Raw genomic sequence first — 25,577 nt, forward strand, 5'->3', positions numbered from 1 at the left:
GGCTAACGCTTCATAACTTATTTGGCTATACCGGGTGGTCATCCTGGCTCGACAATTCATCACAATGAGCTAAGGTCGGTTCACAATGACGGCCTCGAAGCGGTCCGGGACTCCGCGCCCGGCCAACCGGAAACGGCAGCTGATCGACCACAGCGCTCAGCTGTTCCTTCGGCATGGGTACCCCCAAGTGTCCATGGCCGACATCGCTCGCGCAGCCGGTGTCACCGCCCCTTCGCTGTACCGTCATTTCGCGGACAAGCAGTCGTTGCTCTACGCCGCCGTCCTCACCGGTGTCGACGATCTACAGGACTGCACCGACGCCTCGTTGACGGCGGCCGACGGAGATCCCCACGCGTTCCTTGCTGCGATGTGCGGGTCGATGGCGCGGCGTCAGAACGCGTCGACTCTCTGGCGGTGGACGGGCACTTACCTGACTCCGGAGCAGAATCGCGAGGTGGTGCACGGCACTCGCCGCGTGTTGAGTCAGTGGGCCGAGTTGTTGTTCGTCGACCGCAGTCTGGCCGACTGGGAGCAGAGGCAACTGGTGTGGACGCTGCTGAGCGTCGTCGGCAGCCTGTCGGTTCACCGCGCGAGGCTCTCCTCGGCACGGTCGGTCCCCGAACTGACGGCGGCGAGCGAGCGACTCGTCGCCTTGACCCCGTCGTCGGCCCCACCGCTCCGCGTGCCACCGCATGTGGGTCTCCCCGACGACGACCGGCGGACCGAGATCCTCGACGCCGCGGCACGGCTGTTCGCCGAACGCGGCTACGGTCCGGTCACCATGGTCGAGATCGGCGCAGCCGTCGGTATCACCGGCCCCAGCGTGTACAAGCACTTCGCATCCAAGGCCGCGCTCCTCATCGAGATCGGCCGACGCAGCGGCGCCCGCCTGGAGGTCGGCGTCGTGACGGCGTACGCGGCGGGGTCCGGCGACGCCGACGTCCTGGCGCTGCTGGTCGACTCGTATGTCTCCACGATCACCTCGATTCCCGACCTGTCGGTCTCGTTCAACAATGCGTCGGCGCTGGCAGGCGACCCGGGGGCCCGTGAACTCGTCGACGTCCAGCGTCGATACGTGTCGCGATGGACAACTCTGATGACCGCGCTGTACGAGATCGACGACGCCCAAGCCGCGATCGCGGTTCACGCCGCGCTGTCGATCGTCAACGACGCGGTCCGTGTGCGGCGAGGCACCGAGCGCAGCGACTTCCCCGCACAGATGGCGTATTTGATGCGGGGAGTGCTCGGGCTCACCTGACGGCCACGACACTCGGCGCACACTCCCCTCTTCTTTGGCAGCCGCGACGACCTCGTCCCGACAGCCACACCGACGGCACGGGACAATCCTCCGCGCATGTGATTCGCCTACTCGTTGTCACCGATCACGGCACGGTGAACTGTCCTCCGTTCGACAGGAGGATCGCACCGACGACGTTGGCCGCCGCGGGCGACGCGAGATAGAGAATGTTGTCCGCGAGCTCGTCGGCGGTCGCGTACCCGCGGGCGGGCCCCGCAGCCATCGCCTCACGTAGATGTGCAGGCGTCCGCGCCGCCATACCGGTGTCGACCGGACCCGGCGCAACCGTGTTCACGCGGATCCCGAACGGCAGGAGTTCCTTGGCCGCAGCCTGGCTCATCGCGTGGACTCCGGCCTTCGATGCCGCGTAGTGCGGGTACCCGGACAACGTGTCGAGCGCCGACGACGAGCCGACGGTCACGATTGACCCGCCACCGCCCTTCCGCATCAGCCGGGCGGCCTCGCGAAGCACGTAGAAGGTGCCGTCGAGATTGATCGACATAACTCGACGCCACGCGTCGTCGGTCAGCCGCGACAGCACGTCGAGCTTCTCACCGGATTCGCGTGCCTCGTATATCCACTGCTTGCTGACCGGATCGTCGACGCCCGCAGCGTGCACGACGACGTCGACCCGGCCGCTGTCCGCGGCGACTCTCTCGAACGCCTCGCGAACCTGGTCGGCATTGGAGACGTCCATCGCCAGCGGCTGCGCGCAGTCGATCTCGGCGGTCACCTTCGTCACCGCGTCGGTGTTGACGTCGACGGCGTACACCTTCTCCGCGCCCCGCGCGGCGAGCGCACGACACACCGCAGCGCCCATGCCGGATCCCGCACCTGTCACGAAGGCCACGGCGCCTTCGAAGTCCTTCTCAGCCATTACTCACTCCTCGATCACTCGTCGTCACGAAGTCATGCGTCCATCGCACGATTCAGCGCCCGCTCGTGAACAGCTGTTCGAGCTCGTTGCGGTACTTCTGTCCGTCTGCACCGACGGTGACGTCCAGGTTCTGATCACCGATCCCCTGTGCGTTCTCGATGGAACCTTCGATGTCGGGCAGTGCCGCCGCGTAGCCGACCGAGGTCGTCGCCTGGCCTTCCGGTGTCACCATGAAGTCGGCCAGAACCTGAGCGGCATTCGGGTTCGGGGACGATCCGAGGGCCATCCCGTTCCACTTCGCGCCCCAGACGTGCTCGCCTGCGGTCCACTCCACGGGAGCGCCCGCCTCCTTCGAGGGCAGCATGGGGTCGGTCATCAGTCCGGCGCTGATCTCACCCGAGGCGACCGCCTGCCCGAGCGGCTGGCTGCTGGGGTAAATCCGCGGCTTCTGCGCTGCGATCTTCTTCAGGAAGTCCCGACCGCCGTAGTACTTCTCGAGGTGCGCGTAGTAATCGAGGTAAGTCGTGGAGGTCCCCGGGCTGACGATGCCGATCTTGCCCTTCAACGCTGGATCAAGGAGGTCCTGCGGCTTCTTCACGCCTTGCGGAATGGCCTGAGTGTTCCATCCGAGGCCGAGCACCACGGCACCTTCGAGGAAGAAGCGGTCGTCGACGACCGTGGTCGCACGGTTGTACGCCGGCTCGTCGAACGCAGGGCCGACCAGCTTGACCGCAGCATCGTTGTCGGAATTCGCCTGAATCCACGAGACGTCGGTGGTCACGGCGACGTCGCCGATGCCCTTGCCCGACCGGACTTCGGCATCGATCTTGGAGAGGATGTCGGCGTCGACGCCACGTACCACCTGCATGTCGATCTGCGGGTATTTCGCCTCGAACGCCGCTTCCAGTGCGCCCAGGCGCGGCTCAGCCTGCGTGGAGTAGATCGTGACCTTTCCCTCCTTGTTGGCTGCGGCCACCACATCGGCCCAGGGTCCGTCCACCGGGCCCGACGGCGAGGACCCCGCTCCGCACGCGGTCAGACCGAATGCGGCCACCGCCGACACCAGACCGACGACCAGCGCCACACGCCTCTTCTTCACCGGCTTGGCTCCGGTCCGTGAATCAATACCCATCGGTTCGTCCTCTCGTTCTCGATCCGCGCGATGCGCGGTCAGTTGGTCTTCTTGGGGGTGGTGACTCCGGCCGCGGTGCCGCCGTCGACGAGCATGTCGATACCGGTCACGTAGCCGCTACGGTCACTCACCAGGAATGCGATGATGTCGGCCACCTCGTCGGGCGCCGCCCGACGCTGCAGCGGGATGCTCCGCACGTACGCGTCGTAGTCGTCGTTCGAGAAGCCCTGCCCATCGGTGATGCCCGTCATGATGCTTCCCGGGCACACCGCGTTGACGCGGATCCGGCGTGCCGCGAGCTCGATCGCCGCGACCTTCGTCAAGGCGCGGACACCGGACTTCGACGCGCCGTACGCACCGAGTCCGTCGGTCGCCAGCATCCCGCGTAGCGACGCTATGTTCACCACGGCACCACCGTCGACCATGTGTCGGCCTGCGGCGCGCACGCCGAGAAATGTGCCGACGAGATTCAGGTCCAGCATTCGCTGGAAATCCGCCAGCGACGTCTCCTGAAGAGTGGCCTTCATGGCCGCGCCGGCCGAATTAACCAGGACGCCCATCCGGTTGCCATCAGCCGCCATTCGCTCCGTGACCTCGTCCCACCCACGCTCGCTACGGACATCCAGGCGCATGAAGCGGTCGCCCGCACCGATGCGGGCAGCCGTCGTCCGGCCCAACTCCTCGTCGATGTCCGTCGGGTAGACGACGGCACCCCGCTCTGCCAGAGCGTGCGCCGTTGCAGCGCCGATACCCTGAGCCGCACCGGTGACCAGTGCGGCGACGCCGTCTAGGCGCTCGTTCTCGAAGCGCAGCTCCGGTCCGCTGCGATCCACAGCCACTTCTGACATCATTCGCCAGCTCCCGTCGAGCGGGGAAGAACAGCGGGCCGACTCTGTCGAGACCAGAGGATCAGCGCTGCTCACACACACTCGTCAATAGTGAATTGAATTAGGTTCACGTGAACTTTATAGCGCGTCCGATGTCGTGTCAATCACAGTTGAGGACCTCAGTGCCTTGCTCCACTGGCCGGGTCGGACCTACCGCTCCAGGACCCTCACCACGGCGTCGCCTACCAGACAACGATCCATCGCTGCACGCAGTCGAGATTCCGGCTCGGTCAGCCGCTCGGCCCGTTGCGCAGCATAATCACGCAGACTTCCGTACTCCGAGATCTCGACGAACAGCAGCGGATCATCGTGGCCGCGCCACATCGCGCATCGGCGGGCACCCAGGCGCAGCCTCGACCGTCGCTGAGCCGGCCATTCCGCGAGGAACTCGTCGATGTCATCGCCCGCAACCCGGTACGTCGTCTCGACCAGAATCGTGCCGCGTCGTCGTATCGGCGGGGTCGACCCGACATCCGAGTCCTCATCCACTGCGTCGTGCGACCCGCCGGCGACCGTCGGCACCATCTCGTCCCCTCCACGCAGCCGAACCATGAGGGAGACGACCGCTGCGCCGAACATCACCGCCGCACTGGCCATCACTGCGCTCTGCACTCCGACGGCATCGGCGAGCAGCCCCCAGGTCTGCGCGCCGACAGCCTGGACCGCCTGCACGACGATGATCATGATGCCGAGGACCTGGCCGCGCACCCAGGCGGGAAGCGCATGGTGGGCAGCAACCATCCAGGTGCTCTGCACCGCGACCCACGCCGTACCGCCCACCACCATGAACAGCGCCGCCACCATAGTGTTGACGCTCGTCGCCATGCCGACGAGCGCGACCGCGTACGCTGCGGCGCCGAATGAGACGAACTGATTCCAGGAGAGTCGGCGACGCAGCGGCATTAACGCGACCGTTCCGAGCACCGCACCCACACCGACCGCGCCCGACACCGCCCCGAACTCGAATGTGCTGGCATGGAGACGCTCGTCTGCGACGACGGGGAGCAGCGCCCACAAGGCGCTCGACGGAATACCGAACATCGCGACCAACACGAGGAGTCGCGACGTCCACGACGAGTAGCGGATGAACCGGAGCGCAGTGCCGACATGCCTGGTCCACAAATCCGGGGCCGCCGAACGCCCCGCATCGGATGGCACCCGTAACCAGGCCTGAACTGCGCACGCCGCGGCGATGACCGCGACGACCGTGAACATCGTGACCCCACCCCAGGCCGCGAGAACCGCACCGCCCAGAATGGGCCCGACGGCACGGGCCCCGTTGAACACCGCGCCGTCGACGGCCGGAACCACAGTCATCAGCCTGCGCTCGACCAGATTCGGCAGCAGCGCCTGCCAAACGACGCCAAGAACGGCCAGGGTGGAGCCTGCGACCAGGACCGAGGCCATGATCGGGGCGAGTCCATCGAGCCCGACCGACACCAGGAACGCGGCGACAGCGGCGTCCGCGGCGAGGACCACCGCGGCACCGGTGAGCAGGCGGCGGTGGCCCGCGACGTCGGCCACCGCCCCGATGGGCAGTCCGAGTAGGAAGAACGGAAGGCTGACCGCCACTTGCACCGACGCGACGACGGACGCCGAGTATCCGCCGCGGGTGAGGATCCACTGCGCGGCGAGGACGACCATCCAGACGCCGACCGATACGCCCAGCTCGACCGGGAGCATGGCGCGGAACCGCCGAACCTTCAGCGGATCGAGTAGGCCGACCCGGTCGACGACGGCCACGGGCGACGCGCGATCAGACGAGCCGGCACAGCGTCTTTCCTCCGTGTCGGCCGTGGAGCATGTCGACCATCGCTTGTGGGGCCTGCTCGAGCCCGTCGAAGACGGTCTCGGCGAATGTCATGCGCCCGGCCTCCAGGTGCGATCCGACCTCCTCGCGCATCGCCGGCGCGAGGTGATTGAACGACCCCGCCCGAAACCCCTCGATGCGGATCCCCTTGGACACGAGCTGGAAGAGATTCTGCGGTCCGGACGGCGACTGCGCGGCGTCGTAGTCGGCGATCGCACCGCACATCGCGATTCGCCCGCCCGGGCGCATCGCGTCGATCGCTGCAACGAGGTGCTCGGCCCCGACGGAGTCGAAGTACTTGTCGATCCCCGTTGGCGCGGCGGCCGCCAGCGAATCGGCAACGGGACCGTTCCGGTAATTGAATGCGGCGTCCAAGCCGAAATCGTCGAGCAGATGCGCAACCTTCGCGTCGGATCCGGCCGAGCCGATCACCGTGCACCCTCGCAGGCTCGCCAGTTGTGCCGCGATGCTTCCGACCGCTCCGGCGGCCGCAGACACCCACACCACATCACCCGGCTGGATCTCAAGGATCGCGGACAGGCCTGCATACGCGGTGAGTCCGGAACTGCCCAGCGGGCCGAGGTTCCATTCGATCGGATAGTCGCTCGACTCCACGGCGCTCAGCTCGCCGTAGCCTCCGATACTGCTTCCGGGTCGAACAACGGCGAAGTCTCGCAATCCGTACATGTGGGACACAATCTGGCCTACGTGGAAGTCCGGCGACCGCGACTCCTCGACGGTACCCAGCGCAAGCCCAACGAGCGGCTCGCCGAGCCCGAACGGGGCCGAGTAGCCTCGCGGAGTCGACTCCGCGAGGCGGATGCGAACAGAAGGGTCGATCGACAGCCAGAGGTTGCGAACGAGAACATCCCCGTCGGCGAGTGCTGGCAGCTTGGATTCGGTTACCTCGAAGTCACCGACAGCGAGCTCGCCAGACGGCCGCGAGCGCAGACATAGAGTGCGACCCATCAACATAAAATCGAATCTACTTCATTTCAGTAGTTAACAAGGCGTACTTGACAGCAGAACCCGTCGGACACCAAAATGAACTCAATTCAGTAATCACGAATACTTAGGATCCCCATGCAGGCTCACGTCGATTCCCTGTACACCGTCGACAGTTCAATTCCGCTAATCGCGACGACGGAAGAGGACGACCTCCGCGATGCGGTGCGCAGTCTGCTAGCAGGCACCGAGATCGAGGACATCCGTCGCCTCTCCGAGACCCCGGCCGGATTCTCCGACGACACGTGGCGCGCCCTATGCACCGACCTCGCGGTGACGGCGATGTCCGTGCCGGAGTCCGACGGCGGCCTCGGCTATTCATACAGCTTTCTCTGCACGGTCCTGGAGGAGTGCGGCCGAGCGCTCCGACCCGAGCCCGTTCTGACCTCTGCCGCCATCGGCGTGCATGCACTGCGCCTCGGATCAGGTCCGAGTCTCAATGCCCTCACCGAGCGCGCGATCAGCGGCGACGCGGTCATCGCAGTGGCCGACATCGATTCCGTGCCGAGTATCACCGCGACGCCGTCCGGCGATTCGTGGCTGCTCACCGGCCGGACCGTGATCGTCGGCAGCACACGCGCCGACGCCGTCGTCGTCGTCGCATCGACGACGGACGGACCCGGGCTCTTCGCCGTCGACTCATCGTCGTGGACCTCTCGGGAAGCGCTCGAATCGATCGATCCGACGCGGCCGACGACCGCAGTCACCATGACCGATTCCGCGGCCGAGCTGGTCACCGATCCTGCGGCCACCGCCGCGGCGCTCCCCGAACTGCGCGATCGCATCCTGATCGGCGCGGCCGCGGAGAACGTCGGCATCGCCGCGCAGATGCTCGAGGACACGATCGCCTACACCACGACGCGTCGGCAATTCGACCGGCAGATCGCCTCGTTCCAGTCGATCAAGCACCGACTCGCCGACATGCTGCTCGCCGTCGAGCGCGCCCGCTCGGCGACGCGCTACGCCGAAGCACTGTTTGACGACTCCCCCGACCGAGCCAGCCTCGCGGCGGCGATCGCCGCCGCGGTCAGCATCGACTCTGCAATCGAGGTCACGACCGAGGCGATCCAGTTGCACGGCGGGATCGGTTTCACCTGGGAGCACAAAGGACACAACTATTACCGGCGTGCCCTCTCTAATGAGGCGACCTTCGGAGCCAGTGCATCTCATCGTCAGCGTGTTGCCGCGCTCGTTAACGCGTGATTATAGGAAGATCACACGGGTTACAGAACCGAACCCAGTTAGAATCGCTCGACATGGAGTCGACACAGATTATCTATTCCAGTTAACAATCGTTAACTCTCGAAGGGGGCACCTTGTCCACGACAACCGCCGATAAGGCCAAAAGCGATGGCCCCAGGTCCAAGCGGAACCGTATTCTCGAAGTCGCCACGCAGCAGTTCGGCAAGGAGGGATACGAGCATACGAAGTGGGCGTCCGTCGCTGGTGAGGTCGGCATCGGACAGACGGCGCTTTATCACTACTTCGAGTCCAAGGCCCATTGCCTGCTCACCATCATGCGCGTTGAGCTCACCGATTCCGTGACTCGATTCGAGGAGGGCATTGCCGGCATCACCGATCCCGTTGAGGCTCTCCGCGGCGCGATCTCCGCGTCATTGCACGGCGAACCTCTCGACGTTCTCCAGCGCCGTATTCTGCAGAACCACATGGACATCCTCGCGACTCCGCGTCAGTCGGAGAAGGAGGAGGCCGAACGGCAGCGCTCACGTGAAATCGTATCGTCGATCGAACAGAACTGGACGGATCTGATCCAGCGGGGCCAGGATGCCGGAGTCTTCGACGCCTCCGTGGATGCCGTGATCACCGCACGATTCGTGCTTGGCACGGTCGTCAGCGTATGGCGCTGGTATCGACCGAGCGGCCCGTTGTCGCTCCACGAACTGATCGGGAACGTGGCCGAGGCCGCGGTCCGGATGGTCGCCGCCACATAAGACACCCTCACAGGGCTCTATGCGACGGGCTCGGCTCCCCGTGGCGTCGATGTTCGGCCCGCCGACGATCAGCTCTGCGACCTCGGCTGGCCCGACCTGTTCCGGCCGAGGAGCGCTCACGCGCCAAGACCTCCCGCGCCAGATCGTCGGACGGCTCTGGGCCGCCATTCGCCGAGCCCCAAATGTTCGTCGAGACGCCACCGGGATCACTCCGATTCGGTCATGGCCGGATTGTTCGAGTTCGCTTCGGACGTCCTCCGTTAATCCGGTGACCGCGTATTTCGAAGCGGTGAACTTCCCCGGTCAGAGCTCGATACCGACCCGATAGCCTTCGGAGATCGCATGTCCGATCCGTCGAGGACTGACACAGTCGCCGATCACGCTCAACCCCGCCGCCGAACCGGCGAGCGGGCCGAACGGAGTCTGCGGCAGCCGCGGCTGGTGCCAGACCACGGCGGCGTCGGGCAGCGCGAGTCGCCCGCCGGTCAACGCCGATTCGAGCGTGAGCACTCCGTCCACGTCCGCAAGACGCTGTCCGAGGTGACAGTGCACGCCCGCTGCGCGGAGACGCTCGACCAACGGGCCGACGCTCTCGGCGGGAATCCTCGACGCGAGCGCGCTCAGCGACGTGGCGAAGTGAACTCGTCGACCGTTGCGCGCCACCGCCTCGGCCGCGTTGTAGGCAGGCCAGAACCCGTCGCCGTCATCGAACACGACCACGGTCTCCGCGTCGTCCGACATGCCCCCCATCACCGCCTGGTCGACAGTGAACACCGTCCGACCCGTGAGCTCGGACGGAAGGTCGGCAGGCCGAGATCCCGTCGCCACGACGACGTGGTCGGCGACATGCCGGATCTCCTGGAAGTCGTCGAGCGCGATCGGCGCCGCAAGGTTCACGTCCACTCCGAGCCTGCGCATCTCGTTACCCAGGTAGTCGACGATATCGATCAGGGTGCTCCGATGCGGTGCGGACGCGGCGATGCGGACGGAGCCGCCAAGTTCCGGTGCGGCCTCGAAAAGACTCACTCGATGCCCGCGCTCGGCCGCCACACGGGCGGCCTCCAACCCCGCGGGCCCGCCGCCGACGACGTACACCGTCTTCGTGCGCTCGGCCACCGAACCCGCATTCGGATGCCGGGGTCGTCCGATCTCGGCGTTCACCGCACAGTGAAGGTGCGGGTCGAAGGCGCGGCAGTCCTGGTTCACCCCGAGGCATCCGCGGATCTCCCGGAGACGACCCTCGCGGGACTTGGTGGGCAACTGTGGATCGGCGATCAACGCACGTGCCATCCCGACGAGGTCGGCGTGACCGTTCTTGACGACGTGCTCGGCCGTCGCCACGTCGCGGATCCGCTGGCCGACCAGTGTCGGAACGCCCGTCGCGGCGCGCACTCTCGATGCCGACGGAACTGCGACCGCATCCGGGCCGGTGGAATCCTTCACATACTTTCCGCGGGTGCCGTGGGTGACGCTGAAGTAGGCGACGTCGCCTCGATCAGCGATGTCGCGCGCGATCTCCACGCAGTCATCGATCCCCATACCGCCGGGGATCTCCTCCTCGCCGCTGAGCCGGACGCCGAGCACGGTCCCGGCGGCCATCTCGGAGGAGATCGCGTCGAGTACGAGGTGGGTGAACCGCATCCGATTCTCGAAGGTTCCGCCGAACTCGTCCGTGCGGCGATTGGTGAGCGGCGACATGAATTGCGCGACGAGGTAACCGTGTGCGGCATGCACCTCGATACCGTCGACGCCGGCAGCGACCAGATTCGCAGCCGACGACCGCCAGCCTTCGACGACGTCGTCGATCTCGCCAACGGTCAGCTCGTGCGGCGGATACGCGTCACGCACCGTCTTGATAGGGGACGGTGCCACCGGAGCCGAATCCGACTCCCCTCCGATGAACTCCCGCCCCAGGTGAACGAGTTGCGTGACGTACCGCGCACCGTGACGATGCGCGGCCGCGACCTTCTCCGCGGTCGCCGGGACGATCGCGTCGTTGTACGCTTCGATGAGTTTGCGCGACCGCAGAGTCGTCGTCGGATGGACCACAGTCGCCCCTCCGACGATGAGGCCGACGCCCCCGGACGCAAGCCTCTCGACGTGCTCGAGGTCGCCGTGGTCGGGCACCCCGTCGGTGACCAGGCTGGTCCCGGCGGGGAGGGCGACCAGCCGGTTTCGCAGGGTCAGCTCACCGAGTGCGAACGGCGAGAAGACGTGGGGGAAATCAGTCTCAGCCACCCACACTCACCGTCCGTGCCGCGGCACTGCCGAAGACCAGAGCCGATGCAAGGCCTCCCGCGTAGGCGCGCTTCCACAGTCCGCCGGTGTCCGAGCCCGCCGCGAGCAGCCCCGGGATCGGCGCACCTGCTGCGTTCAGCACGCGCGCCTGTGCGTCGATCCGAACCCCGTGGAACGGGAAGGTGATGGCCGGGATCGTCTCGATCACGTAGTACGGAGCCATGAGCAGCCTCTCCTGATCGCGCAGCCGCCCCGGTGCGAGTGCGTCGGTGCCGACCTCGGCGTTGAACTGCTCGACGGCGCGCACAACCGCTGCACCGTTGTAGCCCCATTCCTCGGGCAGGTACTCGAACTCGTCGAGCGTGTCGGCCTTGCCGACACGGCCGCCGCGCCTGCTCGCGACGGTCAGCTTGTCGACCGCGACCGCACCGTCGACGTACGAGGTGAGCACCCAATCGTTGTACACCCGCTCGTCGAACACCATGAGCGCACGCGACTCGCGCTGTGCGGCGAGTGCATTCGCACTGATGTGGTCGCCGATCGTCTCATCGACGAAGCGCTCCCCGTCTAGGTTGATCAGAATGCTGTGCTCACTCGAGTACAGCGACATCGCGACAAAGTCCTCGTCGGTGAAGTCGACATTGCTCGGGATGAGATGTCCGTAGAACCCGGCGTCGTCGAACCCGGTGGCCGCGTCGACCGACTCGGCTAACCGGTAGCCCGCTCCGGTGCTGCGCGGATTGGACCGGAGAGGCATCGCAGCCTCCGCTTCGCCCATGAGTCGGCGCCGCATCTCTGGGTCGCCCTGGAAACCGCCGGTGGCGAGCAGGACGTACCGCGACGCGACGCTCAACTGTGCACCGCCCGACGACACGACGACCCCGGTGACCGCTCCGTCGTCGACGATCAGTTCGGTGACCTCCGACCGCAGCACGACGTCGCCGCCGCGCTCGACGATCCGCTGCCGACACAGGTCGACATACTGATTCGTGTCGAAGGCGTGGCCGCGACCACCGAAGTCCAGGATCCGCTGCTCCTGTCCGATCTCGACGCCGAGCGATGCGATCCATTCGACGCCCTCGGCGAAGCCGTCGACCAGCGCGTGCCGCAGGTCCACATCGCCACCGGAATTCTCCGCGTCCATTACCTCGTACGTCGGCGCGGTCCACACGTACCCCGCGTAACGCGCCGACCCGCCGACGCCCTCGCCCGATTCGACGACGAGAACCGAGGCCCCCGCCGTGGCTGCGCGCGCTCCCGCGGTGAGCCCGGCCATACCGCCGCCGACGACGATCAGTTCGTACTCGCTCTTCAAAATCCTGGTTCCTTTCGTGAAAATATTCGAATCAATTGGTGAACTTGCTGCTCCACTCCTGCTGGAACCGCTCGACCGACTCCGAGGTAAGCCCCGCGATGTCCGGCAGCGGAATGTCCTGTGCACGAGCGACGGCGCCGGGGATGTCAGGGAGCGCCGACGCGTATCCCTGCGACAGCGCGATCTGCCCGTCCCGGCTCACGATGAAGTTCGCGAGCACCTGCGCGGCGTTCGGGTGCGGAGCCGCCGACAGGACGTGGCTGTACCACGGCGTTCCCCAGAACTCGTCGGCCAGACGCCAGTCGACCGGCGCGCCGGCGTTCATCTCCTTGATCAGCGGCTGCACCATCGGGGTGGCCACGACCTCACCGGAAGTCAACGCCTGCGCGGCCCCCAGCGCGCTCGGGTAGATCCTCGGCTCGAGGGCCGCGAGCCGGTCGGTGAAGTCTGATCCCCAGTGCTCATCGAAGAACCGGTACTCGTCGACCACGGCCGCGAAGCCCGCCGGGTCGATGACACCGATCTTGCCCCGCAGCGAATCGTCGAGCATCGCGCGAGGATCAGCGAGGCCCTTCGGCAGCGCATCGGTGTTCCATCCCATCGCGAAGGCGGCGCCGCTGCTCAGGAAAAACGTGTCGTTGAGGACTGCATCGCCGATCCGAAAGTCGGCCGCGTCGAAGTTCGGACCGACGACGGGCGTGGAGTAGTCACCGGACTCCGCGGCTGCGGTAACCCACGCCGGATCGGACGACATGTGCACGTCCGCGGTGCCCTTACCCGTTCGGTGCTCGGTCTCGACTCGCGGATTGATCTCGACGTCGGTACCGCGGGTGAACTCCATCGAGATCCCGGGGTGCTCCTTCTCGAACGCCGCCTTCAGCTTCGCCAGGTTGTCCGGATGCTGCGTGGAGTACAGGTGCACCGAGCCCTCCTGCTCCGCAGCGGCGACGACTTCGTCCCACGAGCCGGAGACCGGACCGGGCGCGGCCGAGTCCGAACCGCAGGCGACCCCGCCGAGGATCAGTCCACCGGTCGCGACCAACGCACCGAGACCGCGAATGAAGGACTTCATGGACGACTCCTTGCTAAACTGATTTCAGTTCAGCACTGTAAGTCAGGACACACTCGCTGTCAACAGCCGACCGTGCAACTGTAGACGTCGTCGAAGGAGCTCAACCCATGCCAGCCCGCACCATGCTTGCCGTCCAGCTCGCCGCCTGGGGTCGACCACCCGAATTGCGCGAGGTCCCGGTTCCGACTCCAGTCGGGACCGAGGTGGTGATCGGCGTCCTCGCGGCAGGCGTCTGCCGGTCCGATCTGCACGTCATGGCGGCAGGCCCCGACGACTTCGCCTATCCCCTGCCGATGACGCTCGGACACGAGGTGGTCGGCGAGGTCATCGAGGTCGGCGATCCCGGCGACGTCGGCTGGGTCGGGGAACGCGTTGTGGTGCACGGAATCTGGGGATGCGGCTCGTGCCCGAACTGCACTCGGGGTCGTGAGAACTACTGCGTGCGACTGTTGCCGGACGCAGCGGGACGACGGACGCCGATCGGCAATGGTCTGGGCTTCGACGGCGGACTCGCCCAGGCGATGCTGGTGCCGAGCACCCGACACCTCGTCCGGATCGGCGACCTCGACCCCGTACAGGCCGCTCCGCTCGCCGATGCCGGTCTGACGGCGTTCCACGCCATCGCCGAGCACCGCGACATCATCGACGAGAAGAGCGTCGTCGGGGTGATCGGAGTCGGAGGACTCGGCCACATCGCGGTTCAACTGCTCAAGAGGATGGGCGCCGGCACGGTATGCGCGGTCGACAACCGCGAGTCCGCCATCGCCTTCGCCCGCGAACTCGGAGCCGACCGCGCGGGTACCTCGTTGCCGGAGGTGCTCGATGGATCGCTGGCCGACATCGTCTTCGACTTCGCAGGTCACCAGTCGACGATGACTCCGGGGCTCGCTGCTCTCGCCCCCGGCGGACGCTTCGTCGTCGTCGGAACTGCGGGCGGGGAGCTGACGCTCGGCAAGCACCTCGGACTCGCATCCGGCTGGCGTGTCCAGGCACCGTTCTGGGGGCCCGCCCGTCACCTCTCCGAGGTCGTCGACGTCGCCGCGCAGGGCGGCATCGCGGCGGAGGCCGCGGTGTTTCCGCTCGCCGAGGCCCTCGAGGTCTATCGCCGACTCGACGCAGGCGAGATCACCGGGCGGGCAGTCGTCGTGCCTCCGCCGCTGACCTGACCCATCACGACCGATGAATCGAGCGGGCCCATTCGACGGGGCCCGCTCGATTCATCAGCGCATCGGTCAACCGATCGTCAACTAAGCGCAGGTCCATCCACCGTCGACGTAGATCTCGGTACCTGTGATGAAACGCGAGTCGTCACCGGCCAGGAACGCGACGGCGGCGGCGACCTCCTCCGGTTGGCCCAACCGCCCCATCGGCGTGTTCGCGAGCATCGCGCGGTGGCGCTCGCTGCCCTCGTGTCGCTCCTTCAACTGGGCGGTCCCGATGAATCCCGGGTGGATCGAATTGACGCGCACCCCGCGCTGGGCCCAGTGGAGTGCGGCGTTCTTAGTCATCGTCCGCACCGCCCCCTTCGCCGCCGCATAGGCCACGCTGTTGCCCAGCCCGCCCACCGTGCCGAGGATGGAACACATGTTCACGACCGAACCGCCCCCGCTGCGCTCGATCAGCGCGCCCGCGTGCTTCATACCCAGCCAGGTGCCGGTCTGACCGACAGCGATCACCTGGTCGTACTTCTCGCGCGTCTCGTCGACCACTGTTTCCAGACTGCCGATCGCACCGTTGTTCACCACCACATCGAGACGACCGTAACGGTCGGCTACCTCGGCGACCACGCATTCCCAGTCCGATTCGAGGGCGACGTCGAGCGCGGAATGCGAGTGCGTTCCCGTACCGCCGAGACCCTCGGCGAACTCCGCGACCGGTGCGCCGGCGATATCGGTCACGACGACCGAGGCGCCTTCCTGCGCCAGTCGGCGCGCGATCTCGACGCCGATACCGCCCGTGGTTCCGGTCACGAGGGCGATCTTGCCCTCAAGGCGAGTGGATCCGATTGCCATGTAAACGATCTCCGTTCTTAAAGTCGGGGCGCAGTCAGAGCTTGCTGAGGACGTTCCGGCCGCCGACGAGCATCGCGAGGCCGACGCCTGCAGTGGTCACCGCCGTCATCAGCAGTGCCATCGCCGCCACCTCGGGATACGAGCCGTTCTGCCACATGTCGTACAGCAGGGTGCCCATAACCTGAGTCGTGGACGCACGTACGAGTAGCGAGGCAGCGAACTCGTGAGTCAGGAGGATGAACATGAGCGCCACCGCACTGAGGATCGCCGGCCGCATGAGCGGCATCATGATCTTCACGTTGGTGATGAACGGAGACGCACCACTGGTCGACGAGGCCTCGTAGTACTGGTCGCCCAGCGCCAGCATCGACGTCATCTGGAGACGCGTCGAGAACGGCACCATCAACACGACGTACACCAGGATGATCACCGCTCGTGTGCCGTACAGGATCAGCGGCGGCTCGGTGTAGGTCAGGAGGAATCCGACGCCGAAGATCACCGCGGGGATGCCAAGCGGCAACGCCGTGATCAGATCACCGAGGATCGCCAGGATCTTGAACCGACGACCACGCACCAGCAGGTTCGCCATCATGTAACCGATCGGGATGCAGATCGCGACGGCGGCGATCGAGGTGACGATACTTGTCACGATCGACTCGATGACTGCGCTGTTGTCGAACAGCGACCGGAAGTTGTCCAGCGTGAACATGCTCCACGAGAGCGAGCCAGACCAGTACGGGGTCAACGACACGATGATCAGACCGATGAGCGGAATGACCAGCGCGAACAGTCCGTAGACGACCACCGTGACCGTCGCCCAGCGAGCCCGGGTCACCGTCGGAGCGAAGGCCTTGCCGCCGTGGGTGACGAACCGGTTCTGGTTGCCCAGGAGGACCTTCTGCGCCAACACGATGACGATGCCCAGGATCACCAGGGGTGCGCCGCCTGCAGCAGCCGCGGCGAAGTCGGCTGGCGACTCCGACACGCGTCGGTACATGTCGGTGGTGAGAACGTTGACTCCGTTGTTCTGGCCGAGCAGCAGCGGACCCGTGAACTGTCCGACACCCATCAGGAACGCGATACCGGCCCCGTAGATCAGCGACGGACGCAGCAGCGGCAGCACCACACGGAAGAAGACGCCGATCGTCGACGAACCACTGATCTGTGCGGCCTCGAGATGCTCGGCGCTGATGTTGTCCATACCGGCACTGACGAACAAGTACACGAACGACGTCAGACTCAGACCGGTGATGACGATGATCCACGGCACCGTGTATACGTCGACCGGGCCAGTATCCGATCCACTCCACCAGGGGAGCTTGCGCAGCAGAATGTTGAGGTAGCCGGGCCCGGGCGAGAGCAGGAACGCCCAGCCCACGATGTTGGCGACGGCGGGCATGACGATCGGGAGGATCGGCACCATCTTCAGGAAGCCCCACCGCGCCGGCATTCGGCTCGTCGCGTACGCGAGCAGCGTCCCGAAGACCATCGCGATGACGAGCGATCCGAGAGCGAGCCACACCGTGGTCCAGATCGTGTCGGCGATGTCGTAGCGGCCGTACTGGCTCTTGTATCCCTGCGCACCGTCTTCGAGCGCGAGCGACTGCAGACGTATCAGCGGAAGAACGACGAGGTAGCCGAGAACCAGAAGAATGACGATGTATACCGCACGCATCCGCGTGTGCGGCGAAGCCAGCAGACGGCGGAGTGCCGTCCCCCGCGATCCGGTCGGCGCCGTCATCGCGCACCGCCCGCGGCCGCCATCGACACCGAGTCGTTCGCGCCGTCGCCACCGGCCGCGAACACGCGCAGCGCCGACGGTTCGAAACCGACAAGGAGGTTCTCGCCCGGCACAGCCTTCTTCAGTGAGGCGCCGAACTCTGCCGAAGACGCCCGGAGGGCCAGCTGCTCGCCCGCCACGTCGACGGTGACATCGTAGTGTCGGCCGCCGTATTCGAAGTCGACGAGTGTCGCGTCGAGCGGGACGCAACCGGCAGGAAGCTGATCGCGGGTGAAGGCCAGTTCGAGGTCGTCCGGCCGCAGTCGCGCGACCGCCTCGCTCGCATGCTCGGCGACGCGTGATTTCGGCGCGCCGCTCAGATCAACGACGTCGCCTGCGAGGGTCTCCCAACCGTGCTGACCGCGACGGAGCTCGATGCGGTTCGACATTCCGGTGAACGCAGCGACGTACTCCGAGACTGGCTGCTCGTAGATGGTCTCCGGATCCGCGTACTGCTCGATCTTGCCGGACTTCATGATCGCGATGCGATCCGCCAGCGCAAGCGCCTCGGACTGATCGTGGGTGACGAACACCGCGGTGAATCCGAGTTCCTGGTGCAGACGGTGGATCTGCAGCCGAACCTGATCACGCAGCCGCGCATCGAGGTTCGAGAGCGGCTCGTCGAAGAGGACGAGGTCGGGCTGGGCGACGAGCCCGCGAGCGACGGCGACGCGCTGCTGCTGACCACCGCTCAACTGCGACGGGTAGCGGTCGAGGAGTCCGCCGCAGTCGACCATCGCCGCAGCCTTCTCGATGGTGCCGTCGGAGAGTTCGGCCCGCTTCTTGCGCGCCTTCAGCGGGTACGCGATGTTCTTGCGGACCGTCATATGCGGCCACAGCGCGTACGACTGGAAGACCATGCCAACGTTGCGCTTGTACGCGGGGGTGTTGAGCTTGGTGTCCTCGTCGTACACCGGGGTGCCCTTGAACGAGATCGACCCGCCCTGCGGGGTCTCGAGTCCGGCGAGACAGCGGAGTGTCGTGGTCTTTCCACAGCCGGACGGTCCGAGGAGGACGAGGAACTCGCCGTCCTCGATGTCCAGGTCGAGGTTGTCGACGACGGTGTTGTCGCCAAATCGTTTGACCAGCTGTGAAACTGTGAATCGGGAAGTCATTGGAATCTCTCAACCTTCATGGGAATAACGTGCACCGGCCGTCACGCGCAGTGTCGGCTCAGTTCTGGAACAGCTCCGACCACTGCTGGGAGTACTTCTGGATGTCTTCCGGAGTCAGATTGTCCGTTGCGGGCATCGTGATGCTCTGGGTACGAGCGACTGCGCCGGGGATATCGGGCAGGACGGCCGCGTAACCCGAGTTGAGCGCGGTCTGCCCCTCCCGCGTGACCATGAAGTCCGCGAGCAGCTGTGCTGCATTGGGGTGGGGCGCAACGCTCAGAGCGTGGGTGTACCACGGGGTGCCCCACGGCTTCTCCGCGAGCTTCCAGTCGACGGGCGCACCGCTGTCCATCTCGGTGACCAACGGCTGCACCGAAGGCGCCGCCACGATCTCGCCCGAGGTCAGTGCCTGCGCGACTCCGAGAGCACTGGGATAGACCCGCGGCTGGAGAGCTGCGATCTTATTCCAGTAGTCCTCGCCGTAGGTCTCGGCGAAGTACCGGTACATGTCGACGTACGACGCGATACCGGTCGGATTCATGATTCCGATCTTCCCCTTGTGCGCGGGGTTGATCACGTCGGTCGCGGTCGCCAGACCCTCCGGCACGGCGTTCGTGTTCCAGCCGAGGGCGAACACCGCCGCACTGGTGATCGCGAACCTGTCGTTGATCAGGCTCTTGTCCGGCGCGAAGTCGGCGGCCCGGAATGACGGACCGACGAGATCGGTCGAGTAGGTACCCGACTCCGCCGCCGCGTTCATCCACGCGGTGTCAGTCTGCATGTGGACGTCGGCGATGCCTTTGCCGGTCTTGTTCTCGGTCTCGACCTTCGGGTTGATGTCCGGGTCGGTGCCGCGGACGAACTCCATGTCGATCTTCGGGTACTTCGCCTCGAACGCGGCTTCGAGCGCTTCCAGGTTCGCGGGCTTCTGGCTGGAGTACAGCATCACGCTGCCCTCGGATTCGGCGCCGGCGATGACGTCCTCCCAGGACCCGTCGACCGGGCCGGACGAGGAATCGTCGCTGCTGCCGCACGCGGAGGCCGTCAGGATGGCGAAGGCGCCCGCCACCACTGCCAACCCGCGATTGAACTTGCGCATTGCTTCCTACTTTCGTTCGCGTACTCCCGCGGAGCACGTTTCGTTCGAATGAGCCGAAGCACCGGCCCCATTCGCCCCCGCCTTCGACAACGGCCCGGAGAAACTCCTTCGCCGTCCTTGCGAACCAGACCTGAACCGACCTCAGTTCATGTAGAAATGTATACGGCAGTTGAAGTGGTGTCAATCACGATACGAACTCGAAAAGAGTTCGAACACATTCGTCCCCTCGCTCGAGTCAGTGCTGCCCCTCGACGCCCGGAACAGGCCGAAACCACCCGAACTCTGCGGTCCGCAGAGCCCGGGTGGCCTGGTGCGTGAGACGTCAGATCCGGAACACGTCGATCCCGTCACGGTCGTGCACATGCGCTGTCCCCCGAGCCGCGAGCACGTCCAGATGGGCCATCGTCTCGCAGACCGCAACCAACTGGTTGAACGTATCGAGAGCAGTGAATGGCACTCGCCGCCGAGTCCACGGCAGATACCGGGCGACGTCCAGTCCGGTGACCCGATCCCCGCCCGCGAGCAACTCCTCGATTTCGGCGAATCTGCCCGCGTGGTGCTCGAGCAGGGCTCGCGCACGCTCGCCGACCTCTCCCCCGACCGCACCGTGCGCCGGCGCGATGACCCGCTTGTCGTCGACCATCATCTCCAGCGACGCCAGGAACTTGCCCAGCGGCAGATCCCAGTCGCCGAGTTCGAACCCGATCGACGGCGTGATCGTCGGCAGAATGTGGTCGCCGGTGTAGGCGATCGGAGTGTCCAAGTCGTGAAAGACGAGGTGCCCCTTGGTGTGGCCAGGGGTCTCCACCGCTTCGATCCGGTGGCCGGGCAGATCCAGGACGCCACCGGTGAGCCACGAATCCGGCGCCTCCCAGTCGGCTATGTCGAACGGCTCGTCCACCGTGGCCGCGTACATGGCATCGGCGAGGTCGCCCGCGCCGGCACGCCGCGCCTCACGCAGCGACGCCTCGGGGACGTTGTTGTTCAAGCGAGCGATCGCGGCCAGGCCGGGCCCCTCGGCTGCACCGAGATGGACCCGGGTGCCGTACCGCCTCCGGAGTTCCACTGCGAACGTGTAGTGGTCCCGGTGGCTGTGAGTCACGAACACGTCGTGGATCTCTGACGGGCTTCGCCCGATCGAGGCCAGCGCGTCGGCGAGTTCCCGGTGCGTGTCGTCGCGGTGCCATCCGCCGTCGATCAAGGCGAGCCCGGCGTCGGTCTCCAGCGCATAGACGTTCACCGCGCGCAGGCCATCCTGGGGGAGGTCGAGCGGGATCCGGAAGACCCCGTCGACCACCGGATGGCACCCGGGTTCACGCCATGCGGCGCTGCTCATTCGCTCGGTGTCTGGAAGGGCACCATCGTCTTCTCGTCGCCGTACCAGATCATCCGGCGGCCGCGCATCGCTCCCACGTGCTTGACGGCGACGGCCCACTCCGGGCTCTTGAGTGCGGCGTCCAGCGCCTCGCGAGACTCGAACGACAGAATGGACAGTCCATCCCAGGCGGACGACTTCTCGTCGATGCCCTCGGTGATCTCGGTGTGCTGCCAGCGCAGCAGTCCGGGCAGCGGGTAGGTCACGTCGGCATGCTCGCCGCGCCACCATTCGATGAACTGGTCGTGAGTCCAGTCGCTCGGCCGCGAGGCGAGAACCATCAGGTTGTACATTCGGTCTCCTTAGGGTTGAGCCAGCCGACGAGCGATCTCGACGGCGTCGGGACGCGAGAGCTTGCCGACCCGATTCTGCGGCAGGTCTTCCACCTCGAACACGTACTCGGGCCATTTGAATCGGGGGAAGCCCGCCTCATCCAGTTGCCCGGTCACCGATTCCAGCGTCACCGGCTGACCGTCGGACACGATGAGCGCGGCTACGCGCTCGCCGAGCATGTCATCGGGTACCGGAACGATGCAGGCCTGTACGACACCCGGTAGCGCCGCAACGGCACTCTCGACCTCGTTGATGTCGATATTGCGGCCACCGCGAATGATGATCTGCTTCTGCCTGCCCATCACGAGCAGGTAACCGTCGTCGTCGATCTCGACCAGATCACCGGTCGGCAGGAAGCCGTCGGCGGTAAGCTCCGGCGGATCCGGGACACCGCCGCGGGCGTACCCGACGAACATCGAGGGCCCCTTGACCTGTGCATCTCCGACGAGGCCCGGCGCGGTGACCTTCCCGTCTTCATCGACGGCGCGAACCGTCGTTCCGGGGAAGGGCCGGCCGTCGCGACCCAACCGCACGTCGACGGCATCGGTCGGCAGCGGAGTCGTGTGGCCGAGGCACTCGGACATGCCGAACACTCGGAGGAACGTCGTGCCGAGCTTGACCTCGGCGTCATGCAGCGCTCGGATGTTCATCGGTCCGCCGCCGACGGTCATCGCCTTCATCTCGCTGAGCGGCTGGTCGGCGCCCGCGACGACCGACAACTGGAGCGCCATAGTCGGCACCAGCATCGTCCATGCGACTCGCTCGTCGTGCATCGCGGCGAGGCCTGCCGCCGGCGTCCACTTCTCGATGCACACCATCGTGCCGCCCAGGTACATCGGCAGGTACATGCCGAAGCAGATCGCGGCGACAGACGACAGCGGAACGAATGCTCCGATGCGGTCGCCACGGACCAGGCCGTTCGCGTCGACGGTGCTCCGTGCCGCATAGCGCAGCGCCGCCTCGGACTGGACGACGCACTTAGCACGGCCAGTCGACCCGGAGGTCATCGCGATCACCCGTCCGTCGCCCCACCGCTCGACTCCTCGGATCTCCGACGCCGCGAGCACCGTCCGACCACCCTCGACGCCGAGTCGGGCGGCGAACGACGCCGTGTCGACTCCCCAGTGTTCGAGGACGCGGTCCGCGGCGATCACGACATCGGGGTCGATGTCTTCGATCGCGAGCCCGAACTCCGATTCGGTGGCGTGCGGGCTGATCACCGCTACCAGTCCGCCCCGCAGGCCGACGGCGGCGACCAGCGCCACCGTCTGCCAGGTGTTGTCGGCCTGAACTACGGCGGTCGGCGCGTTCTCGCTGTGCTCGGCAATCAGGCCTGCGATGCGTGTGGCCGCGGTCATGATCTCATCGATCGTGTGCTCGCCGGCCGGGTCGACGACCACGACCTCGTCGGGTGTCTCTGCCCGTCTCTTCAGCAATTCCTGTGCAAGTGTCTGCATGTCACCTCATCTCGGCCGGAGCAGAGCGCCCCGACCGTCGCAATCCAATCGAAAGTACAAGCTTGTGACATCAACGGGCCGTCCAGCCGCCGTCGACGATCACCGACTGCCCTGTGACGTACGACGAGGAATCACTGGCGAGGAAGAGGACGGCGCCATCGACCTCGCCCGGTCGCCCACCACGCCCCATCATCGTGTTCCGGCGGACCCACCCTGCGGACTTCTCGTTCGCGAACAGGCCGTCGGTCATCTCGGTGTCGAACCAGCCTGGAACGACGGCGTTCACTCGGACACCGCGCCGCCCCCATTGGCCTGCCAGCTCACGGGTGACGCCCAGCGCTCCAGCCTTCGACGCCGCATACGAGGCCCCACCGATCGGGGCGGTGGAGACCAGACCGATCACCGACGACACGTTGATGATCGACGCCGAAGCCTCCTCTGGCAGGGTCTCGACCAGGTACGTCGCGAGACGGAAGCCTGCGTAGAGGTTCAGGTCGATGAGCGACTTGAACTCCTCTTCAGTCTCCTGCTCCGCGTTCGGCGGTCCCGGCTTGCCCGCGTTGTTGACGAGGATGTCGACCTTGCCGGAGGCCGAACGCGCCGTGTCGATGAGCTCCCGACGATCGGCTTCGACGGTGACATCACACTGCACCGGGACGATGCCCTCGTGCTGGTCGGCCAGCTCGGTCAAGCGGTCCGCGCGTCGCGCAGCGGCGAAGACTCGTGCGCCCGCGTCGGCCAGCGTCGCGGCGAACCCGGCGCCCAGACCCGACGAGGCGCCGGTGACCACGGCCGTCCGTCCACTCAGATCGAACAGCGGGTGGGGCGAAGACATGGGACGAGACAATGGTCTTCCTCTCGGTCAGTAGACGGCCGTGCGGCCGCCGTCCACCGGGATGAGAGCCCCGGTGGTGTAGGTCGATTCGTCGCCCGCCAGATACGTCACGAGGCCTGCGATCTCCTCGGGTCGACCGAGGCGTCCTGCCGGGAGCCGGTTGGTGACGAGCCCGATGAACTCGTCGTCCCAGTTCTCGGCCATATCGGTGGCGAAGCTGCCGGGCATCACACAGTTCGCCCGAACCGTCGGCGCATACTCCTGCGCGAAGGCCTGCGTCAGCGCGTTCAGCCCGTTCTTCGCGGCCGCGTACATCGCTTCGGCCGGGCTCGGCCGGACCGCGCCGATGCTGGAGATGTTGATGATCGATCCGCCGCCCGCCTCGCGCATTCGGTCTCCGACCACGGCCATGAGGCGGAACGGGCCCTTGACGTTGACCTCGATCGTCTTGTCCCAGAGCTTCTCCGAGACCGCCATGAGGTTCTCTGCGAGGGGGGCGATCCCGGCGTTGTTGACCAGGATGTCCAGCCGTCCGAACCTCTCGATGATTCCATCGACGGCCGGTTCGAGCGATTCCCAGTCGCCGACGTGCAGGGCCAGCGGGTACGCGCTCCCCGGTCCGTCGCCGAGGGCGGCCACCGCTTCGGTGCATCCCTCGATCTTGCGGCTGGAGACGATGACGGTGGCTCCGGCGTCCTTCAATCCACGGGCGATCGCCAGGCCGAGTCCGCGACTCGCGCCCGTGACGAGCGCCACCTTGCCGGTCAGATCTGTGCTCATTTGTACTTCTTCACTTCCAGTCGAGCGACGGTGCGCAGATGGACTTCGTTCGGGCCGTCGGCGATCTGCAACGCGCGGGTGATCGCGTACAGGCGGGCGAGGACCGTGTCGTTGCTGACGCCTGCGGCACCGAAGGTCTGCACCGCTCGGTCGACCACGTGATGCGCGACCTCCATCGCTGCGACTTTGATCGCCGCGACCTCGGACCGGGCCGCGGCGTTCCCCTGGGTGTCCATCAGCCACGAGGCCTTCATCACCAGCAGGTTGATCTGGTCGATCTCGATACGGCTGCGGGCGATCCACTCCCGGACCACACCCTGGTCCGACAGCGGTCCGCCGAAGGCGATGCGGCTCGCCGCACGCTCGCACATCATCTGCAGTGCTCGCTCGGCCATGCCGATGGCCCGCATCGCGTAGTGCATGCGGCCCGGCCCGAGACGGCCCTGAGCGATGGCGAACCCGTCACCCTCCTCGCCGAGCATGTTCGACACGGGGACGCGGACGTCGGTGAACGTGACCTCGCCGTGGCCGAGGCGATCGGTGAAGCCGAACATCGGCAGATCACGCACCACCTCGACACCCGGCGCGTCCATAGGGACAAGGATCATGCTCTGCTGCCGGTACGCCAGGGCGTCCGGATCAGACTTGCCCATGAAGATCATCAGCGTGCAGTCTGGGTCGAGGACACCGGAGGTGTACCACTTCCGGCCGTTGAGGACGTACTCGTCGCCGTCGCGGGTGATCGTGGAGGTGATGTTGCGGGCGTCCGACGACGCCACTTCCGGCTCGGTCATCGCGAACGCGGACCGGACCTCACAGTTCAGGAGAGGGCGGAGCCACCGCTCCTTCTGCGCTTCGGTGCCGTAGAGGGCGAGGATCTCCATGTTGCCGGTGTCCGGCGCCGAGCAGTTGAACACCTCGTTGCCGATGATCGACCTGCCCATGATTCCGGCGAGCGGGGCGTACTCCAGGTTCGTGATTCCTGCGCCGAGCCCGTCGTGCGTCATGAACAGATTCCAGAGCCCGCGCTCGCGAGCTTTCGCCTGAAGGTCGCGCATGATCTGCGGCTGCTCGTGCGGATTGTCGTTCGCCGCGATCTGCGAGTCGTAGACCGCTTCGGCCGGATAGACCAGCTCGGTCATGAACTCTTCGATCTGTTCGGCGAGCTCTGCTGTGCGGGGCGAGAGTGAGAAGTCCATCGTCGCT

General features: G+C 66.2%; 22 protein-coding genes. 4 read left to right on the top strand and 18 right to left on the bottom strand.

Annotated elements, in window-relative coordinates; translation table 11 throughout:
* Window positions 1-85 precede the first annotated feature (85 nt).
* The gene (locus tag L5G32_RS16620) at window positions 86-1,258 is read left to right on the top strand and encodes a TetR/AcrR family transcriptional regulator (protein WP_237012194.1); all 1,173 of its coding nucleotides are present in this window, start codon (window positions 86-88) and stop codon (window positions 1,256-1,258) included.
* Window positions 1,259-1,382: 124 nt separating this feature from the next.
* Here the strand turns inward: L5G32_RS16620 and L5G32_RS16625 are convergent, their stop codons facing one another.
* The 5 genes from L5G32_RS16625 to L5G32_RS16645 form a co-directional block, all read right to left on the bottom strand.
* Window positions 1,383-2,174, bottom strand: a complete 792-nt coding sequence (locus L5G32_RS16625; RefSeq protein WP_237012195.1) for an SDR family NAD(P)-dependent oxidoreductase — start codon at window positions 2,172-2,174, stop codon at window positions 1,383-1,385.
* A 52-nt stretch (window positions 2,175-2,226) separates the two neighbouring features.
* Entirely contained in the window at window positions 2,227-3,306 is a 1,080-nt protein-coding gene (locus L5G32_RS16630) for an extracellular solute-binding protein (protein ID WP_237012196.1), read from the bottom strand.
* Between the two features lie 38 nt (window positions 3,307-3,344).
* Complete coding sequence (locus tag L5G32_RS16635) at window positions 3,345-4,118, bottom strand: SDR family NAD(P)-dependent oxidoreductase (RefSeq protein ID WP_265739138.1); 774 nt, start codon at window positions 4,116-4,118, stop codon at window positions 3,345-3,347.
* A gap of 225 nt (window positions 4,119-4,343) precedes the next feature.
* Entirely contained in the window at window positions 4,344-5,936 is a 1,593-nt protein-coding gene (locus L5G32_RS16640) for an MFS transporter (protein WP_237012197.1), read from the bottom strand.
* A gap of 13 nt (window positions 5,937-5,949) precedes the next feature.
* Complete coding sequence (locus L5G32_RS16645; RefSeq protein ID WP_308192058.1) at window positions 5,950-6,978, bottom strand: NADP-dependent oxidoreductase; 1,029 nt, start codon at window positions 6,976-6,978, stop codon at window positions 5,950-5,952.
* A 108-nt stretch (window positions 6,979-7,086) separates the two neighbouring features.
* Here L5G32_RS16645 and L5G32_RS16655 point away from each other — a divergent pair, with 108 nt between their 5' ends.
* Together L5G32_RS16655 and L5G32_RS16660 are read left to right on the top strand one after the other, a co-directional pair.
* A complete protein-coding gene (locus L5G32_RS16655; protein ID WP_237012198.1) occupies window positions 7,087-8,211 on the top strand; it encodes an acyl-CoA dehydrogenase family protein in 1,125 nt (374 codons plus the stop codon).
* Between the two features lie 113 nt (window positions 8,212-8,324).
* The gene (locus L5G32_RS16660) at window positions 8,325-8,960 is read left to right on the top strand and encodes a TetR/AcrR family transcriptional regulator (RefSeq protein ID WP_237012199.1); all 636 of its coding nucleotides are present in this window, start codon (window positions 8,325-8,327) and stop codon (window positions 8,958-8,960) included.
* A gap of 303 nt (window positions 8,961-9,263) precedes the next feature.
* Here L5G32_RS16660 and L5G32_RS19420 read toward each other — a convergent pair whose 3' ends face one another.
* The 3 genes from L5G32_RS19420 to L5G32_RS16675 are packed head-to-tail and all read right to left on the bottom strand — an operon-like array spanning window position 9,264 to window position 13,585.
* Complete coding sequence (locus L5G32_RS19420; protein WP_237012200.1) at window positions 9,264-11,198, bottom strand: oxidoreductase; 1,935 nt, start codon at window positions 11,196-11,198, stop codon at window positions 9,264-9,266.
* Entirely contained in the window at window positions 11,191-12,513 is a 1,323-nt protein-coding gene (locus L5G32_RS16670) for an FAD-dependent oxidoreductase (RefSeq protein WP_265739129.1), read from the bottom strand. Before L5G32_RS16670 ends, L5G32_RS19420 begins: the two co-directional genes overlap by 8 nt.
* Before the next feature lie 31 nt (window positions 12,514-12,544).
* Window positions 12,545-13,585 carry an ABC transporter substrate-binding protein gene (locus L5G32_RS16675; protein WP_237012201.1) on the bottom strand — a complete coding sequence of 347 codons (1,041 nt, stop codon included), beginning with the start codon at window positions 13,583-13,585 and terminating at the stop codon, window positions 12,545-12,547.
* A gap of 107 nt (window positions 13,586-13,692) precedes the next feature.
* Here L5G32_RS16675 and L5G32_RS16680 point away from each other — a divergent pair, with 107 nt between their 5' ends.
* On the top strand, window positions 13,693-14,751 hold the full coding sequence (locus tag L5G32_RS16680) for an alcohol dehydrogenase catalytic domain-containing protein (RefSeq protein WP_237012202.1): 1,059 nt from the start codon (window positions 13,693-13,695) through the stop codon (window positions 14,749-14,751).
* An 81-nt stretch (window positions 14,752-14,832) separates the two neighbouring features.
* Here the strand turns inward: L5G32_RS16680 and L5G32_RS16685 are convergent, their stop codons facing one another.
* From L5G32_RS16685 to L5G32_RS16730, 10 genes are all read right to left on the bottom strand, one after another.
* On the bottom strand, window positions 14,833-15,597 hold the full coding sequence (locus tag L5G32_RS16685; protein ID WP_237012203.1) for an SDR family NAD(P)-dependent oxidoreductase: 765 nt from the start codon (window positions 15,595-15,597) through the stop codon (window positions 14,833-14,835).
* Between the two features lie 34 nt (window positions 15,598-15,631).
* On the bottom strand, window positions 15,632-17,338 hold the full coding sequence (locus L5G32_RS16690; protein WP_372491713.1) for an ABC transporter permease: 1,707 nt from the start codon (window positions 17,336-17,338) through the stop codon (window positions 15,632-15,634).
* Window positions 17,335-18,492 (bottom strand): ABC transporter ATP-binding protein, encoded by a 1,158-nt coding sequence (locus L5G32_RS16695; RefSeq protein ID WP_237012204.1) that lies wholly within the window; start codon window positions 18,490-18,492, stop codon window positions 17,335-17,337. The genes L5G32_RS16690 and L5G32_RS16695 overlap by 4 nt, the downstream gene beginning before the upstream one ends.
* 58 nt (window positions 18,493-18,550) lie before the next feature.
* Window positions 18,551-19,591, bottom strand: a complete 1,041-nt coding sequence (locus L5G32_RS16700) for an ABC transporter substrate-binding protein (RefSeq protein ID WP_237012205.1) — start codon at window positions 19,589-19,591, stop codon at window positions 18,551-18,553.
* Between the two features lie 322 nt (window positions 19,592-19,913).
* Window positions 19,914-20,927, bottom strand: a complete 1,014-nt coding sequence (locus tag L5G32_RS16705; protein ID WP_237012206.1) for an MBL fold metallo-hydrolase — start codon at window positions 20,925-20,927, stop codon at window positions 19,914-19,916.
* Window positions 20,924-21,259 carry an EthD family reductase gene (locus L5G32_RS16710; RefSeq protein ID WP_237012207.1) on the bottom strand — a complete coding sequence of 112 codons (336 nt, stop codon included), beginning with the start codon at window positions 21,257-21,259 and terminating at the stop codon, window positions 20,924-20,926. The genes L5G32_RS16705 and L5G32_RS16710 overlap by 4 nt, the downstream gene beginning before the upstream one ends.
* 9 nt (window positions 21,260-21,268) lie before the next feature.
* Window positions 21,269-22,756 (bottom strand): class I adenylate-forming enzyme family protein, encoded by a 1,488-nt coding sequence (locus tag L5G32_RS16715; RefSeq protein WP_237012208.1) that lies wholly within the window; start codon window positions 22,754-22,756, stop codon window positions 21,269-21,271.
* Between the two features lie 70 nt (window positions 22,757-22,826).
* Window positions 22,827-23,591, bottom strand: a complete 765-nt coding sequence (locus tag L5G32_RS16720; RefSeq protein WP_237012209.1) for an SDR family NAD(P)-dependent oxidoreductase — start codon at window positions 23,589-23,591, stop codon at window positions 22,827-22,829.
* A 27-nt stretch (window positions 23,592-23,618) separates the two neighbouring features.
* The gene (locus L5G32_RS16725; RefSeq protein ID WP_237012210.1) at window positions 23,619-24,371 is read right to left on the bottom strand and encodes an SDR family NAD(P)-dependent oxidoreductase; all 753 of its coding nucleotides are present in this window, start codon (window positions 24,369-24,371) and stop codon (window positions 23,619-23,621) included.
* Window positions 24,368-25,570, bottom strand: coding sequence for an acyl-CoA dehydrogenase family protein (locus tag L5G32_RS16730; RefSeq protein ID WP_237012211.1), 1,203 nt, complete (start codon window positions 25,568-25,570; stop codon window positions 24,368-24,370). Before L5G32_RS16730 ends, L5G32_RS16725 begins: the two co-directional genes overlap by 4 nt.
* Between the last annotated feature and the right edge of the window lie 7 nt (window positions 25,571-25,577).

Source organism: Gordonia zhenghanii (assembly GCF_021738965.1).
GTDB lineage: Bacteria > Actinomycetota > Actinomycetes > Mycobacteriales > Mycobacteriaceae > Gordonia > Gordonia zhenghanii.